Raw genomic sequence first — 14,565 nt, forward strand, 5'->3', positions numbered from 1 at the left:
TGTCTTCATTTTTAATTTTTAATTTTTAATTTTTAATTCCGCCTTGCGGTACTAGGCTTCTGTTGGAAAATATTTACTTTGATGTAAGGTCTTGGATAAGATATGGACTCTGAAGCATTAATTGATTTGTTCTATGAAATGGTCGCTGGAAAGGAAATGGATTGCCTCTGCTTTTGGCTTGTGTTTATTATTAATGGGTACAGCTAGTCTTATTTCTTACCAAAATGCTACTCAGCTAATTGCAAGTAGCAATCAAGTGAAGGATACGCATGAGGTAATGAAAAATATTATCGACATCTTTGCTACACTAACCGATGCAGAAGCAGGACGTAGGGGTTATATCCTATATGGAGAGCAATCAGAACTCAAACGTTACTATCAGGCAATGCAAAGCCTAGATGCCAAAGTTCAAAAGTTGCAGCAACAACTTGCTGATGACTCCTCCCAACAGCAGCAACTAACGAAGCTAAAATTCTTCATTACTCAAAGAGTTAAGTTATCTAAACAGTCAATTAACCTCAAAAAAACAGGTAAATCAAGCTTTGCCATTCAAGCACCTTTAATTATTCAAGGCAACCAAAACCGTAATCAAATCCGTGAAATACTTACCCAAATGCAAGCTAGAGAGGAACAGTTATTGCAAATTTCGGTCAGAGATTCTCAAGATAATATCCGCAACCGGATGTTAATTGAATTCCTCGGTACTTTCTTGAGTTTTGCTATTTTACTAGGGGTTTATGCCTTGCTTTATCAACAATTAGTTAAGCGTCAGCAAGCAGAAACTATTCAAAAAACTCTAGCTCAAGAAAAAGAACTTAGTGAATTGAAGTTGCGCTTTTTTTCAATGGTATCCCATGAATTTCGTACACCATTGAGTATTATCTTAGGGTCGGCTCAACTATTGGCTCAAAGTAATCAGCAGTGGACAGAAGAGAAGAAACTTAAAAATCTGTATCGCATTCAATCTTCAGCTAGGTCAATGAACCAGTTACTGACCGATATTTTAACTTTGACTAGGGCAGAAGCTGGTAAATTAGAATTTCATCCAGAACTGATGGATTTGGAAGCATTTTGCATTAATTTAATAGAAGACCTCCAATTTTGTAATCAACAGCAACATACTATTAAATTTATTAGTCAAGGTAACTGTACTCATGCCAAATTAGATGAAAATATACTGTATTCTATTTTGACTAATTTACTCTCAAATGCGATGAAATATTCACCTCCAGAGGGAAGAATTTTCCTAATTCTTAGTTGTGAAGCACACGCAATAATTTTCCAAGTCAAAGATAATGGTATAGGAATTCCTTCAGAATTTCATCAGCATTTATTTGAGCCTTTTCATCGTGCTAATAATGTAGGCAAGATAGTTGGCAGTGGACTAGGACTGGCTGTGGTGAAAAAATGCTTAGAAATACATCAAGGAGAAATTTATGTAGATACTGAGGTAGGAGGCGGAACAAGTTTTACGATAAAATTTCCCCAACAGGGAACAGTAATAATCAAGAATAAATGAAGCAGTCATAATTAATGAAAATATCCTGCTTCTGAACTACTCCCGGATGGCAGTTTTGAATCAAGATAGAAATCTGCTTTGATTTTTGAAAAACACCGTACAACTAAGAAGCCTTCTTCCTTCTTGACTGTTGCCTATTGCCTGCCTATCGCGCTTGTCTGCGACACGCTCCGCGAACGCGCACCACGCAAATTAGTTCAGAAATCAAAGCGGATTCCTATAGTATGCTAAGGGCTAGGAAATAGTACAGAATATTTTGATAGGTAAGAAAGTCTAAGTTGCCCATCTGGTAAATTAATTTTAACAATTGATTCAGGAAAAATTATGGCACTATATTTGGACTCAGCGATCGCATCGGAAGCTGAAGTTGTTAAGCTTTGGGGATGGGTGAAAGGTATTACAACAAATCCCACGCTGTTGTCTCAAAGCGATACTCCACCAGAAACCACGCTGAAAAAATTGGTTGCCTTGACTTCTGGCCCGTTATACTATCAACTTATGGCATCTGATAAAGCTGGGATGCTAGCTGAAGGTAGAAAAGCTTTTGAGATTATTGGTTCACAAACAATTTTGAAAATTCCCGCAACACCGTTAGGTTTTGAAGTGGTGGCGAGTCTATCGCCAGAGATTACCTGTTCAGTGACAGCGATTTACAGTGCAGCACAGGCAGCAGTAGCACGGGAAGCAGGAGCTAAAATTGCCATAGCTTATGTAAATCGAGCTACTCGGTTATTAGGTGATGGTATTGCTTTGGTGCGGGATATGGCTAGCGTACTCAAAGGCAGTGATACGGAAATCTTGGCAGCTAGTATCAAATCTCCTGAAGAAGCAGCCGCATCATTGCAAGCTGGGGCGCATCATCTGACTTTACCACTAGCAATGTTGCAGGCGATCGCAACTCATGAATTTTCACAAAAAACTGTTGAAGAATTCGCTAAAGGAGGCATTGGTTTAACTAATTCGTAATTCGTATAGGAATCTGCTTTGATTTTTGAATTGATTTGCGTATACAGGCAATAGGCAATAGGCAAGAAGGCAATAGGAAAGAAGGCAATAGGAAAGAAGGGTTTTTTAGTTTTACGGAGTTTTTTCAGCAATCAAATATGAGTCCTATATGTGATCAATAAGCGAATTTAGCTAAACTATAAAAGTCAAATTTTCTCAACATCTCCAGAAATGTGAACACCGCAGGTACTTGGAGAACATTAGATAAAATTGCAGTTGCAATAACTCTTTCAAGTGGTGCAGGTAAACTATATACCTGAACCTTTGGGGGAATGGGTACAGCTGCTAAACGAGGCATAATAGCTGCTCTGAGTCCTTGATTTACCATGCTAACGACTGTGGAATCTTCTTGAATGTCGCTAGCAGTATTGATTGGAATTGCCAAAGTCTTCAGGTGGTTGTGAAGAATGCGTCCACAGGGTGTACAAGGAAGCAAAACCGGCGGATAGGCTGCTATGTCTTCCCACGTAATTTTCGGACTGCTAATTTTGGTATGTGGTGGTAGTAAAGCTACATATTCATCCCGAAAAATTTCCCAGGTTTCAAATTCCTCACCAGTTGGTAGACAAGTAATACCAATATCGGCACGTCCATCACGCAAACACTGTTCTACATGCGTGAAAGCAGAGCATTCTATGATTGTGACAGCAATTTCTGGGAATTGATCGTGAAATTGGGCTATTGCTTTTGGTAATAGATGGGTGGCGACACTCCGAAAAGCCGCAATTCGCACATGACCACCGTGTAAACCTTTATGCAGGTTTGCTTCGTGTTGCATCATCTCTAGATGCTGCATTGCTTGACGTGCATGATACAAAATCCGCTCTCCAGCCGGTGTCAGCACCGCACCGTGACGACCTCTGGCAAATAAAGGCACACCCAGTTCTTCTTCTAGGGTGGCAATGGCATGACTAATCGCAGGTTGGGAAAGCTGCAATTCTAAGGCTGCCTCACTAAAGTTACCACGATCTGCTACTGCAACTATGGCTCGGAGTTGGGATAATTTCATGGGCAATTGATTAAAACAAGGGTATACACATCCTGACTTTATTGTGACAAAAAGGTTGAATTAGTGACTTTTCATATCTATAAATCCCATTTATAGAACCTATGCAAGCCATGATTTGATTCCTAACTGAGATGTTGCTACTGTTTCAATACTTGTCGGTTAAGGGGGAAAGGGGAAGGGGGAAAGGGAAATTAAAACCTTTAACCCAAACCCAGTAACCCTTTCCCAAAACCAAACTTTGGGTTCAAAATGCTTAACCGAGTAGTATTGGCTACTGTTTTATTTACTGAGCAACTTTCAGAAACAATTCTATGAATAATCACATTAGGTGTCTACCAACAGAAGATATAGAAATAAATTGTAGTTCGTTATCCCAGAAAACAAATAACTCAAATTTATGGAAATCTCTGCATATTTTCTGGGAAAAATTTCTCAAAAAACTCCTAGAAAATCCTAACGAATTACAAGTTTGGCAAAAGGTTGACCGCCACGGTAATATTTATTGGCAAGCTTACGATCCTGCTACGGGAAAATCTTTTTCTTCAGGTTCTCAAGCTGATGTGTGTCTGTGGATTGAACAGCTTTATAGATATTAAAAAAAATGACGCAACTTACTTTAGTAATTGGCAACAAAAATTATTCATCTTGGTCACTTCGTCCTTGGTTAGCGATGAAGCAATTCGGTTTGGAATTCAATGAGATTCGGATTCCTCTCTACAACAACCGAGATTTTTCATCGAAAATTCAGCAATACTCGTCATCAGGAAAAGTACCTGTATTATTGCACGATACACAAACCGTGTGGGATTCTCTTGCTATTTGTGAATATCTAGCTGAAACGTTTCCAACTTTGCAATTGTGGCCAGAGGATAAATATGCAAGGGCATTAGCCCGTTCCATCAGTGCGGAAATGCACTCAGGGTTTCAAAATTTGCGTCAGAATATGCCAATGAACTGCCGTACTAAATATCCTGGTAAAGGTTTAGTTTCTGGTGTACAACAAGATATTGACCGCATTACTAGTATCTGGAAAGAATCACGTCAAAAATTTGGGGCTGGTGGCAATTTATTGTTTGGCAAGTTCACTATTGCAGATGCGTTTTTTGCTCCAGTTGTTCTGCGGTTTGTCACCTATGATGTGCAGTTAGATAATATTTCTAGAGATTATGTTGAGACAGTTTTGGCACTTCCAGCAATGCAGGAGTGGATAAATGCAGCAAAGAGTGAGACAGAAATTATCTCTCAATACGAGTTTTAGATAAATAGCAAATAAGAAGAACATGAAGGGTAGAAATATTTTAATTCGAGATGCAAATCAGAGAGATATTCCTGCCATGATGGAATTGATTCATTTAAAAGCTGAATTTGATGGTTGTCTTGAATCTGTAGAAGCAACTCCTCAAAAGCTAGAAATTGATTTGTTTGGAGAAAAGCCCCTTGCTTTTGTTCTTTTGGCTGAAGTTGATGGGGATATTATTGGGTTGGCAACCTATCACTTTATCTATTCAACTTTTTTAGCCAAACCTGGAATTTGGCTTGATGATTTATATGTCAAAGCTGAATATCGAAGCCACCGAGTTGGTCAGGCGTTAATGCTACGCTTGCGCCAGATTGGACAGGAAAAAGGTTGCGGCAGAATTGATTGGACTGTAGCTGTATCTAACGAAGGTGGAATCAATTTTTATGAAAAAATAGGTGCAAAGCTCATCAATAAAGTAAAATTGTGTCGCTTAGATGGTCTAAGTATTACAGTAGAGTAGGCATTCTAGTTCCCACCTTACAAGCAACAAACTTTCAGGTTAGTTTACTCAGTGGTGTTGGTAAACCGTCAATGCTGACGAGATTTTTCTGCTGTTGATATTCTCTAACTCCCTCTTCGCCTTTTTTATTAGCCCAGTTTACTAGAGTCTGGCGCTGACCTCGATATTCATAGAGTGGTACACCAAAACCACAGGATATTTGTATTTTTTCAATATCAGCAACGATAATTTGACGAGTTCCAGGTATCGGCAAAAACTGAGAGTACAGGGAGTTCCAGTCTGGAGAACTCGGTAGAATCGTGCTTCCTTGACCGTAAAGACGCAGGATACAGGGAGGTTCCTCAAAGGCGCAAAACATAAAGGTTATCCGCCCATTTTCTTCCAAATGGGCAGATGTTTCGTTAGCATTGCCTGTGAGGTCTACGTAACCTACTCGGTTGGGAGAGAGGATGCGAAAGCAATCCAGACCTTTAGGAGACAGGTTAATATGGCCCGTAGGACTTAATGGTGCAGAGCCAACAAAGAAAAGGTGTTGGGCAACAATAAAGTCTTGCAGTTCCTCAGTAATACAGTCAAAAAGTTTAGCCATAGACTGTCTGATTTATATTGGCAAATTTCCCATCTTCTCAGCCTATGTCTTAGCTAGGAATCTAGCAAGGCCTAATTGCCGATGTCTAGCTTATCAGAAGGGAGTGGAGAAAAGTGTTACCGTTTGATGTATCGACTAGCCATTTGGATGGCATCAGCAATATCGACATCACCATCGCCGTCAGCATCTAAGAAGGAATTCAGTACAGAATTTCCGCCAGCTTGGGGATTTTGAGCATTGGCACCTGATTGCAAAAAATTCAGTACCAAAGGTACGGCTAAAGGTAGCAATTGTTGAACTATCCCTGCATCTAACCCAGTGCGTTGAGCAGCAATCTGAGCTACCTGTTGTTGTATCTGAGGAGAAAATAGCGAATTGACGGCTTGGGGGTTAGGAGAAGTCCCAGCATATTGATTCACTAGAGTTTGTGCAGCTTCATTCCCATCAGTGGCTTGCTTTTGTTGTAAAGCAGAACGCACTTGACCACCCACAATTGACAAAACTGATTGGATGGTAGATGGGTCTGCACCTGTACGATCGCTCAATTGCTGTACAGTGTTAACAATACTTCCCAACTGACCTAAACTGCCCTGTTGATTGGGATTAGCGACGGCACCGAGAATTTGATCGAAAAGTCCCATAAGTTTGTTTTTTCCTTTGTTCTCAAAAAGCTTGCCAAAACTAGCTTAGAGTCTTTATGTGTAGGCAGACTTGCGTCAGTCTCCTAAAACATGAGGACACGCAAGCTTCATAATGAACGAATAAAATTTTGAAAGCTACTAGCTTAAGGATGAGAAATTGGTAAAGCTAATGCAAACTCTGTTCCTTGATTTAGCTCAGATTTGCAAGTAATTTTACCTTGATGTTTTTCTACCACAATCTGATATGCGATCGCTAGCCCCAAACCTGTACCAATACCGCGTGGTTTGGTTGTAAAAAATGTTTCAAATATCTTTTGCTGATTTTCTGGTGAAATACCAGGGCCATTATCCACAATTCGCACGATCGCTAAATCATTCTGCCAGCATTCTGTGGTAATGGTGACTTCGGGTAAAAATTCGGGATTTTCAGCCAATTTTTCCTCTAATGCATCGATGGCATTGCTGAGAAGATTCATAAATACCTGATAAAGTAAACCTGTATAGCCTGGAATCGGTGGAATCTCTCCATAATTGCGAACAAGGCTAATCCCATTTTTCAGCCGATTGTTCAGAATCAACAACGTACTATCTAGACAAGCGTGTAGCTCTACTAACTGCACTTCCCCGTCATCTAAACGAGAGAAATCTTTCAAACTCCGCACAATTTCTCGCGTGCGGTCAGCGCCAACTGTCATTGAGTTGAAGAGTTTTGGCAAATCTCCTTCCAAAAATTCCAAATCAATTTCTTCTGCTAATGTTTGCACCGCAGGCGAAGGGTGAGGAACTTCGGCTTTGTATGTTTGCAGTAGCGCTAATAGATCGTCAGTATAGGTTTTCGCGTGTACGAGGTTTCCAGAAATGAAATTTATCGGATTATTAATTTCGTGGGCGACACCAGCCAGCATCCGTCCTAAACTAGACATTTTCTCACTTTGAATGAGTCGGACTTGGGACTCGGCTTGTTGTTCTTCTAAAAGGTGCTTCACCTGTTGAATAAGTTGATTGAGGGAGCTACTTAACGCTCCAACTTCATCTTGTGTAATTACAGGTGCTTGCAAGTCAAAATTAGCTTCTTGGGTAACTCTTTGGGCAATATTCGTCACCGCATTAATGGGATAGGCGATGATTGTGCTTGTGTAGAAAGCTAGGATGGCAGCGATCGCCACTGACAGCAGCATACTAACAATAATAATCTGAGCTTGGATTAACGCAGCCTTTTCTTGAGCTAAATGAGCCTCCTCTTGCCGTTTTTGAAGCGTTTTGGCAAAGTCGGTTAACTCATGGGCAAATTGATAAAACTTGAGAGCGTCCTGACTTTGACTGAATTTCGAGATTAATTGCTGCGCTTTTGTAGCTCCCGATGGCTGTGAACTTAATGGCAAAATTTGCCGAATCAGTAACCTGAATTGTTCAAAATATCCGGTTATCGTGCTGTTATACTTTGTGAACAGAGCTTGTAAATCTCTTTCCGAAATAGTTTGACTAAATTCCTGCGCTTGAGCAAGCAAGGTTTCGGCATCCGCTAGATCGCTTTTGAAATCAGCAACTCCCCTTTGCAACGCTTGCGGCTGCTGCAAAAAAGGCAGTATTTCTTGTTGGTGAATCTGTATTTCCAAGAGTTCGCCTTGCAAACTACTTAACAAGCTTCCTTCTTCATCAACCACGATCATTTGTTGTTTAGCTTGCTGAAAATAGCGATCGCCTATTACCAACCCCGCTGTTGTTCCCAAAACTGCAATTCCCAAAGCCAGACCGTAGCCATAAAAAATTTTTTGCCGAATACTAAGCTGGTGGAATCCTTGTTTTACCCAGTTTAAGTATCTTAATTTAGGTGTCGCAATCATGGTACAACTCGCTGTTGAATTTTTTTTAGTAGGTGTTTTTTCATCAAAAACAAGAAATCCAGCCGCAAGTGAGTCAGAACACATTTGATCCAAAATGCGCTCTTAGTTTATCAAAAGTTGCTTTTTTCTACCCTAGCGAAAAATACTGAAATTATGAAGATTAGAAGTCGCGGCTACACAGACAAAACCCGCCTGCGCGGGTTAAAAACTTTCAGTTCTCGTTAGTCCAGTAGCGAATTATATTCCAATACGCTTGGGTTAAGGGCTATTGGCAAAAATTTTGGGTTTTCGAGACGCGATAAATCGCCGTCTCTACAAGTGTTTTGGTCTTATCTGAACTGTATTGAATTATATTCGCCCAATACTTTTCAAACAACCTCTTATCCGAACCGTATTGGAATATCACTCGGTTTTCCAATTAGAGGTATGCACCAATGACAAATGACCAATGACAAATGACTACTTAATCCAACCGACTTTATATAGTAAAGAAACAATAAATTGCGAGTAAAAAAAAATGACCTTCAATTCCTGGGTTATCTGTCCACAACCAAATCCTCAAGCCAACTTGCGTTTATTCTGCTTCTGCTACGCTGGTGGTAGCTCGGCAATTTTTCGCACATGGCCTAATCATCTACCTAGTAATGTCGAAGTCTGTGCTGTGGAATATCCGGGACGGGGAAGACAGATTAAGTTAGCACCATTGCCGCGATTAGAATCTCTAGTTCAAGCGATCGCTCCAGTTCTTATACCATATTTAGACAAGCCATTCGCTTTCTTCGGTCACAGCATGGGTGGATTAGTTAGCTTCGAGTTGACACGTCTACTCCGCTCTCAGTATAGTCTTGCTCCCTTTCACCTCTTCATCTCTGCTCGTCGCGCCCCGCAAATCCCCCTGACAAAACCACCGCTACACGTTCTCTCAGACCATGATTTGATTCACGAGCTACGCAATCTTAACGGTACACCCAAAGCAGTACTAGAGAGTACGGAATTGATGCAGATGTTTCTCCCTATTTTGCGGGCAGATTTTGCCGTTCTGGAAACTTATATTTACACTCAAAAACAACCACTGGAGTGTCCTATTACTGTTTTTGGTGGTTTGCAAGACCAAGAAGTTAGTCATGAGGAGCTACAAGCATGGCAAGAGCAGACAATCGCTGCTTTCTCATTACATGAGTTCAACAGTGACCACTTTTTTATCCATTCACACCAACAATCATTACTTAAACTTATATCTCAAGAGTTGCAGATGCGTAAGCGCAGTTCATGAAGAGTGCTGAGTTGCGAGTGCTGTTAGCGGTAGCGGGGCGTTTAGCCCGTGCTGAGTAAAAAGAAGAGTACTCAGCATTTATCAACTAAGTATGGTAAACATCGTCCCTGTGGTCATCACATAAACCTTTGCTCCCTCTGCTCACTTTATTACTGAAGCAGAGGGCAGTTTTCCTCCTGCCTTCTGCCTTGATTGATAAGTAATATTTATACTTATTATTTTTGGGTAGCGATCGCTAATTTTGCCCCTGGAACCTCACGTACCCGATCCATCACAGCCACAACCTTCCCGTGACCAACTTTTTCATCAGCATTAATAATCACTAACATTTCTGAGTTTGAACCAATTAAAGTCCGCACTTGCTGTGTCAAATCATCAACTGCAACTTGTTTCTTGTTTAGGCTTACCAGTCCTTGTTCATCTACCGTGATCGTAATTTTAGAGGGAACTTGCTGTTGTTTTGCCGTAGCTGCCTTCGGTAAATTTACTGGCAAACCTTCTGAACGGGTTAAAAACAGAGTTGACATGATGAAAAATGTCAAAATTGCAAAAATCACGTCAATCATCGGCAAAATGTTGATCTGTAGCGGAAGTTCTGGTTCATCTGGTAGACGCATAAGTTTTTTCTCCTCTTTCATAACGACGGCGGTAGAGTAATTCTAGCTGTCCCCCATACTCCTGAATTAGGGCAATTTGCCGCTGATACAGTCCCCGAAAGGTATTGGCAAACAAGAGTATGAATATAGCAACTATCAATCCTGATGCTGTTGATACTAGGGCTTCACTAATCCCAGAGGTAACACCAGCTGTTTTGCTACCTCCCACATCACCAAGATTTAGGGAAGCAAAGGAGGCGATCAATCCTAATACTGTACCAAGAAGACCTAACAGTGGTGCCAAACTAATGATTGTCTCGAAAAGGTTTTGGAAACGTTTTAACACAGGAATCTCAGCCTGCGATTCGCTTTCTAAAGCCAAACGGAATTCCTCTGGATTTGGCTCCTCTAATTCTAAAGCTGCCAGAAAAATCCGGGCGAGTGGCAAATCTGCGTTTTTCTGAAGTTTATCCATTGCACCGACAACATTATCGAGTCGGTAGAGATTCAAAACATCTCGCACCACACGGCTTTGACGCTGATTGATCCTTACCCAAAACCGAATCCGCTCAATGATCAGTGCCACACCCAATACCGAAAACGCCAACAGGGGCCACATGACCACACCACCTGCTGCAAACAAATTTTGAATTCCCATGTAGTGCCTCTATAACCTCATCCACAGTACAAAATCAGACTACCAGAATCTAGCGGAAAGCTGAAAGTTATTCTCAATAAAATATAAAATATAATGATAATTTTTTCAAATGTAACTATCATGAATTTTATTTAATTGTTTGTTGGTTTTATATAAATTTATTTAATTGAATTGAAACAAAAATTAATTTTGTCTGAAAACCATGATTTTAGTAGTTTGATAAAGATGTTTTCACTAGTACGTGGTTCCGTAAGGCTATATCAAGTAATTTTAATTTTTTACTTGATATTTGTAACCGTACATTCTAAGATGACTAAGTTAGTGAGAATAGGTAGCAATAGCTATGAGCTTTTCCGGCATTACTGTCGAGCAACGTTCCAAAGAAGTTGAGGCTCTCAAGTCTTTTCTGACTTACAGTCTAATAGGTTCACTGGCGCTGCATATCGGCGTACTGTCCTCAGGCATAGGCAATTATTTGACGAGAGTGCCCACAGAAGAAGATGACGCAATAGAATTTGCGATCGTGGATTCTCCGACTGTGGAACCAGAAAAACCACTTGAAAAGATTCTAGAAGAACCGAAAAAAGAACCAGAAATTATCCAAAAACAGTCTATACAAACTCCACAAGTACAAAAACCAGTACAAGAATTTATTGAAAGACCAAAAATTCAGCCAGTTCAAGAACAACCAAAACAAACTACTCAAAACCCCCAACCAACAAATAGGGAAATTGCTCCCAAGACAGAAGCCTCTGTGACAGCTGTTGCTCCCTCCACAAACCAAAGCAGTCAACAGTTAAGAGGAGTTTTGAACGGCTTAAGAGATTCACGAGCCAGTCAAAACCCTAGCGGGGGTGGCGGTAGTAGTGGAGTTCTCACAGGCTCCGGTTCTGGTGTTGCTTTAGGTACAGGTTCAGGAAGTGGCTCTGGTAGTGGTACAGGTTCAGGAAGTGGCTCTGGTAGTGGTACGGGTTCAGGAAGTGGCTCTGGTACAGGCAATGAACCAGTAAACCGTCTGCCAGTAGCAAAAGCGCCAACACTTCCAAAAGTTAACACTTCAGGTGATGGTAATGGTCGTGCAGCTTGCCGTGAATGTAATGCCAAGTATCCAGAGGCAGCAAGACGGCGAGGAGTTGAAGGCAGAGTAGAAGTAGCTGTAGATACTGATGCCCAAGGTAATGTTACCAATGTGCGGATTGCTCGCTCCAGTGGAAACCGCGACTTAGATGAAGAAACCGCCAGACAAGCGCGTAACTGGAAATTAAAACCCGCAGAAGGAGGTAGACAAGGAGTATCGATCGCGACTGAATTTGCCATCAAAGGTTCACGGCGATCGCGCCAAGTTCAAGAACGGCAAGCACAAAGACAGGCACAAAGGCAAGCAGAAGAAAGAACCCAGCAAACAAGGGCTGCCAATTCCACAGAGGAAAATCCAAGACGCCGGCGCAGAGAGTTGTCACCCCCATCAAAACCAGCAATATCTGGATTTAGTAGACGCTTGCAACCTCAAAGAGTCGAAAATACTGCTACAAGCCCATCATCTGGAGCTAGAACAACTCGCACTCAAGGAACTGCAAGAGAGTCCTTACGCCGCATCCAGCGTGAACGAGCAACTACTAATTCATCGCAAAAGCCACAACCAACCACAAATCGGCGGCGGCGAAGAGATACTGCTAGCCAAAACAAGTTGCGGGAATCTTTACGCGGTTTACGTCAAAAACCTCAATCGCAACCTGCTGCTCCTAGTCAGGAGTAATCTGTCAACATAATTCGTAATTCGTAATTCGTAATTCGTAATTCGTAATGACGCTCGTGGACTCGCTACCGCTGCGCTAACGTAATTCGTAGTTAGGACTTTAGTCCTAACTACGAACTTATTTATTAAATCGCCGCCTCCTAAAAACAGGAGGCGGTTGTTTTTTAGACAGGAATGGCTTCATTAGGTGTCACCCGTCTACCATGAGGAAGAGGGGTTAGGAGTGCGGTAATTTTATGATGGGCAATTAGACACACTGGCGATCGCTTGATTTGCAAATCGATGGAAGTGGAAGTGAGTAATTCTGCACTTCTCCATCCCCAATTTCTCTGATGAGGGCAATGAAAATCGCCTGCGCCTAAGGAATGGTAGTAGTGTTTGCTCATCACCAATTATATGCTGAGAAGATAGTCAATGGCTAACTCTCAAGTTGCTCATCTGCACTTTATGTCTAGATGTCAAATTCACTGATTTGAATAAAACTTCTACATAAACACACACTGATGCGGTTTGATTTGCTTGAATAGCTATATTGATAGGACATTGATAACGTCGGCAATTCACAATTCCTGATTATGGCAAGTAAATTCATTGATGTTAGAGAATATACTGTCAGGGCGCACAAGAGACAGATTCATACTCGTGTTTTCCAGTTTGTCTGTAAAGAGTGTAACGATCTGACAAAGCGCGAGACTTTCGGTCCTCGACCTTTATATTGTGAGAGATGTCGCCCTCCCCAACCGCCCAAGAAATCCCAGCCAACATCTCACAAAGCAAAACCCAGAGCAATGTCTTACAAAAGTGACATCGATTTAAATTGATATTGATTGACGCCTTATGACTCAAAATGGACAATTAGAACCACCTCCGGGGACTTTTCTCTCACCACTGTTGGAATTACGAGACTATTATGCTCGCCTCACAGAAGAGTATGAACGTCTTTTTGTGCAGGCGCGATCGCAACTCGATCATGTAGAAGCGTTGTTGTCTAACTGGTCTTTCTCTGATGCTAACAAGCAGATATCTAGACTGACGGCGGCTGATGAAACCTCAAATCTTTCCCAAGAAGGCTCTCTGCGATTTTTATCACCCCTTGATGACATCAACGGAATCAACTTGGTAGAGTCTGTAGGGTCAGTACGAAAAGACTCAGATCAGGTTGAGATAGATAATTCTTTTTCTGCTGCTGTTGATACAAAAGAGAGTCAACCTCTAACTACATCAACATCTCCAAAAATCGTTCCAGAGAACAACGATAGTTCAACGAAGGTAGCGGAAATTCCTATGCTACCCCAATATCAGCACGCCCTCTCGCGAATGGAAGCTATAAAACAGCTATTGCAAGAGCAGATAGGGACTGTTTGTCATATTGATTTTATCGTGCGATCGCTTTATGGAGAGTTAGATTCAAATCTATTCAAAGTAGTTAAAGGTAGGGTTCAATCTTCCCTCACCCAAGGCAGAGAAAGGAATTACTGGGTAACTATTCCCGATGAGCCAGGTTGTTATACTCTGGATTTAAGTTTGGTAGCCCCAAGTAATCGCAATGGTGCTTCTAAGAGTATCAAAAACAAAAATAAGAAGCCTTTCGTACCCCCGACAAAAACAGTACCGATGCTCAAAGCCTTTGAGGGTCAATTCTTAATTGATGCCCTCACCTCTCTGTTGGAAGAAAATCCAGGTAAAGTTTTCAGCGTTGCTGAAGTCATCGCCGGAATTTATGGAGAACTAGATTCTCAGCAAATTAGAGAGATCAAAAATAAGGTGCTGAATGAACTATCTAGAGGCTATCGGACAGGCAGATTCTCTAGGGTTCCTAATCAAATCGGCTTCTATACTTGGGACTCCAATTTGATATTGAAGGGTAGTTCTCGTTAAATTCGGAATCGGGGACTGGGGGCTGGGGATTGGGGAT

The 14,565-nt window shown here is 41.4% G+C and carries 16 protein-coding genes; 9 read left to right on the forward strand and 7 right to left on the reverse strand.

Translation table 11 applies throughout. The features are described from left to right. Positions 1-133 precede the first annotated feature (133 nt). Together ABF638_RS10590 and ABF638_RS10595 are read left to right on the forward strand one after the other, a co-directional pair. Entirely contained in the window at positions 134-1,519 is a 1,386-nt protein-coding gene (locus ABF638_RS10590) for a sensor histidine kinase (protein WP_435022619.1), read from the forward strand. A 324-nt stretch (positions 1,520-1,843) separates the two neighbouring features. Beyond that, positions 1,844-2,485: a transaldolase family protein gene (locus tag ABF638_RS10595; protein WP_181931401.1), complete on the forward strand. Its 642-nt coding sequence runs from the start codon at positions 1,844-1,846 to the stop codon at positions 2,483-2,485. A gap of 154 nt (positions 2,486-2,639) precedes the next feature. Here ABF638_RS10595 and ABF638_RS10600 read toward each other — a convergent pair whose 3' ends face one another. Further along, positions 2,640-3,533: a LysR family transcriptional regulator gene (locus ABF638_RS10600; protein WP_435022621.1), complete on the reverse strand. Its 894-nt coding sequence runs from the start codon at positions 3,531-3,533 to the stop codon at positions 2,640-2,642. A 311-nt stretch (positions 3,534-3,844) separates the two neighbouring features. Between ABF638_RS10600 and ABF638_RS10605 the strand changes: the two genes are divergently transcribed. From ABF638_RS10605 to ABF638_RS10615, 3 genes are read left to right on the forward strand one after another with little or no spacing between them, the layout of a single operon-like run. After that, entirely contained in the window at positions 3,845-4,129 is a 285-nt protein-coding gene (locus tag ABF638_RS10605; protein ID WP_435022623.1) for a hypothetical protein, read from the forward strand. 5 nt (positions 4,130-4,134) lie between these two features. Further along, entirely contained in the window at positions 4,135-4,791 is a 657-nt protein-coding gene (locus tag ABF638_RS10610) for a glutathione S-transferase family protein (RefSeq protein WP_435022625.1), read from the forward strand. Positions 4,792-4,813: 22 nt separating this feature from the next. Next, positions 4,814-5,293, forward strand: a complete 480-nt coding sequence (locus tag ABF638_RS10615; protein WP_435022627.1) for a GNAT family N-acetyltransferase — start codon at positions 4,814-4,816, stop codon at positions 5,291-5,293. Between the two features lie 34 nt (positions 5,294-5,327). On the opposite strand, the gene ABF638_RS10620 is transcribed toward ABF638_RS10615, so the two are convergent. The 3 genes from ABF638_RS10620 to ABF638_RS10630 all read right to left on the reverse strand — a co-directional run bounded on the left by ABF638_RS10620 (position 5,328) and on the right by ABF638_RS10630 (position 8,367). Further along, the gene (locus tag ABF638_RS10620; RefSeq protein ID WP_435022629.1) at positions 5,328-5,882 is read right to left on the reverse strand and encodes a pyridoxamine 5'-phosphate oxidase family protein; all 555 of its coding nucleotides are present in this window, start codon (positions 5,880-5,882) and stop codon (positions 5,328-5,330) included. A gap of 116 nt (positions 5,883-5,998) precedes the next feature. Then, positions 5,999-6,523, reverse strand: coding sequence for a DUF937 domain-containing protein (locus tag ABF638_RS10625; RefSeq protein ID WP_181931406.1), 525 nt, complete (start codon positions 6,521-6,523; stop codon positions 5,999-6,001). A 143-nt stretch (positions 6,524-6,666) separates the two neighbouring features. After that, positions 6,667-8,367, reverse strand: coding sequence for an ATP-binding protein (locus tag ABF638_RS10630; protein WP_435022632.1), 1,701 nt, complete (start codon positions 8,365-8,367; stop codon positions 6,667-6,669). A 517-nt stretch (positions 8,368-8,884) separates the two neighbouring features. Here ABF638_RS10630 and ABF638_RS10635 point away from each other — a divergent pair. Continuing rightward, the gene (locus tag ABF638_RS10635) at positions 8,885-9,640 is read left to right on the forward strand and encodes a thioesterase II family protein (protein WP_435022634.1); all 756 of its coding nucleotides are present in this window, start codon (positions 8,885-8,887) and stop codon (positions 9,638-9,640) included. A gap of 215 nt (positions 9,641-9,855) precedes the next feature. On the opposite strand, the gene ABF638_RS10640 is transcribed toward ABF638_RS10635, so the two are convergent. Both ABF638_RS10640 and ABF638_RS10645 read right to left on the reverse strand, forming a co-directional pair. Continuing rightward, complete coding sequence (locus ABF638_RS10640) at positions 9,856-10,257, reverse strand: ExbD/TolR family protein (protein WP_435022636.1); 402 nt, start codon at positions 10,255-10,257, stop codon at positions 9,856-9,858. Beyond that, complete coding sequence (locus ABF638_RS10645; RefSeq protein ID WP_435022638.1) at positions 10,241-10,894, reverse strand: MotA/TolQ/ExbB proton channel family protein; 654 nt, start codon at positions 10,892-10,894, stop codon at positions 10,241-10,243. The genes ABF638_RS10640 and ABF638_RS10645 overlap by 17 nt, the downstream gene beginning before the upstream one ends. A gap of 343 nt (positions 10,895-11,237) precedes the next feature. On the opposite strand from ABF638_RS10645, the gene ABF638_RS10650 reads away from it, so the two are divergent. Then, complete coding sequence (locus ABF638_RS10650) at positions 11,238-12,650, forward strand: TonB family protein (protein ID WP_435022640.1); 1,413 nt, start codon at positions 11,238-11,240, stop codon at positions 12,648-12,650. A gap of 164 nt (positions 12,651-12,814) precedes the next feature. Here the strand turns inward: ABF638_RS10650 and ABF638_RS10655 are convergent, their stop codons facing one another. After that, positions 12,815-13,036 (reverse strand): hypothetical protein, encoded by a 222-nt coding sequence (locus ABF638_RS10655; protein WP_435022642.1) that lies wholly within the window; start codon positions 13,034-13,036, stop codon positions 12,815-12,817. 189 nt (positions 13,037-13,225) lie between these two features. On the opposite strand from ABF638_RS10655, the gene ABF638_RS10660 reads away from it, so the two are divergent. Together ABF638_RS10660 and ABF638_RS10665 are read left to right on the forward strand one after the other, a co-directional pair. Next, a complete protein-coding gene (locus tag ABF638_RS10660; RefSeq protein WP_094327534.1) occupies positions 13,226-13,471 on the forward strand; it encodes a hypothetical protein in 246 nt (81 codons plus the stop codon). A gap of 16 nt (positions 13,472-13,487) precedes the next feature. Next, positions 13,488-14,528, forward strand: a complete 1,041-nt coding sequence (locus tag ABF638_RS10665; RefSeq protein WP_435022644.1) for a hypothetical protein — start codon at positions 13,488-13,490, stop codon at positions 14,526-14,528. The last annotated feature ends 37 nt before the right edge of the window (positions 14,529-14,565 follow it).

Source organism: Nostoc sp. CALU 1950 (genome assembly GCF_051172895.1).
GTDB lineage: Bacteria > Cyanobacteriota > Cyanobacteriia > Cyanobacteriales > Nostocaceae > Nostoc > Nostoc edaphicum_A.

Excerpts from the sequence above, each read along its gene's own strand:
- ABF638_RS10660 (WP_094327534.1), top strand. The coding sequence starts at position 13,226 with ATGGCAAGTAAATTCATTGATGTTAGAGAATATACTGTCAGGGCGCAC.
- ABF638_RS10620 (WP_435022629.1), bottom strand. The coding sequence starts at position 5,882 with ATGGCTAAACTTTTTGACTGTATTACTGAGGAACTGCAAGACTTTATT.
- ABF638_RS10590 (WP_435022619.1), top strand. The coding sequence starts at position 134 with ATGAAATGGTCGCTGGAAAGGAAATGGATTGCCTCTGCTTTTGGCTTG.
- ABF638_RS10640 (WP_435022636.1), bottom strand. The coding sequence starts at position 10,257 with ATGCGTCTACCAGATGAACCAGAACTTCCGCTACAGATCAACATTTTG.
- ABF638_RS10655 (WP_435022642.1), bottom strand. The coding sequence starts at position 13,036 with ATGAGCAAACACTACTACCATTCCTTAGGCGCAGGCGATTTTCATTGC.
- ABF638_RS10630 (WP_435022632.1), bottom strand. The coding sequence starts at position 8,367 with ATGATTGCGACACCTAAATTAAGATACTTAAACTGGGTAAAACAAGGA.
- ABF638_RS10625 (WP_181931406.1), bottom strand. The coding sequence starts at position 6,523 with ATGGGACTTTTCGATCAAATTCTCGGTGCCGTCGCTAATCCCAATCAA.
- ABF638_RS10665 (WP_435022644.1), top strand. The coding sequence starts at position 13,488 with ATGACTCAAAATGGACAATTAGAACCACCTCCGGGGACTTTTCTCTCA.
- ABF638_RS10645 (WP_435022638.1), bottom strand. The coding sequence starts at position 10,894 with ATGGGAATTCAAAATTTGTTTGCAGCAGGTGGTGTGGTCATGTGGCCC.
- ABF638_RS10615 (WP_435022627.1), top strand. The coding sequence starts at position 4,814 with ATGAAGGGTAGAAATATTTTAATTCGAGATGCAAATCAGAGAGATATT.
- ABF638_RS10650 (WP_435022640.1), top strand. The coding sequence starts at position 11,238 with ATGAGCTTTTCCGGCATTACTGTCGAGCAACGTTCCAAAGAAGTTGAG.
- ABF638_RS10605 (WP_435022623.1), top strand. The coding sequence starts at position 3,845 with ATGAATAATCACATTAGGTGTCTACCAACAGAAGATATAGAAATAAAT.
- ABF638_RS10600 (WP_435022621.1), bottom strand. The coding sequence starts at position 3,533 with ATGAAATTATCCCAACTCCGAGCCATAGTTGCAGTAGCAGATCGTGGT.
- ABF638_RS10635 (WP_435022634.1), top strand. The coding sequence starts at position 8,885 with ATGACCTTCAATTCCTGGGTTATCTGTCCACAACCAAATCCTCAAGCC.
- ABF638_RS10595 (WP_181931401.1), top strand. The coding sequence starts at position 1,844 with ATGGCACTATATTTGGACTCAGCGATCGCATCGGAAGCTGAAGTTGTT.
- ABF638_RS10610 (WP_435022625.1), top strand. The coding sequence starts at position 4,135 with ATGACGCAACTTACTTTAGTAATTGGCAACAAAAATTATTCATCTTGG.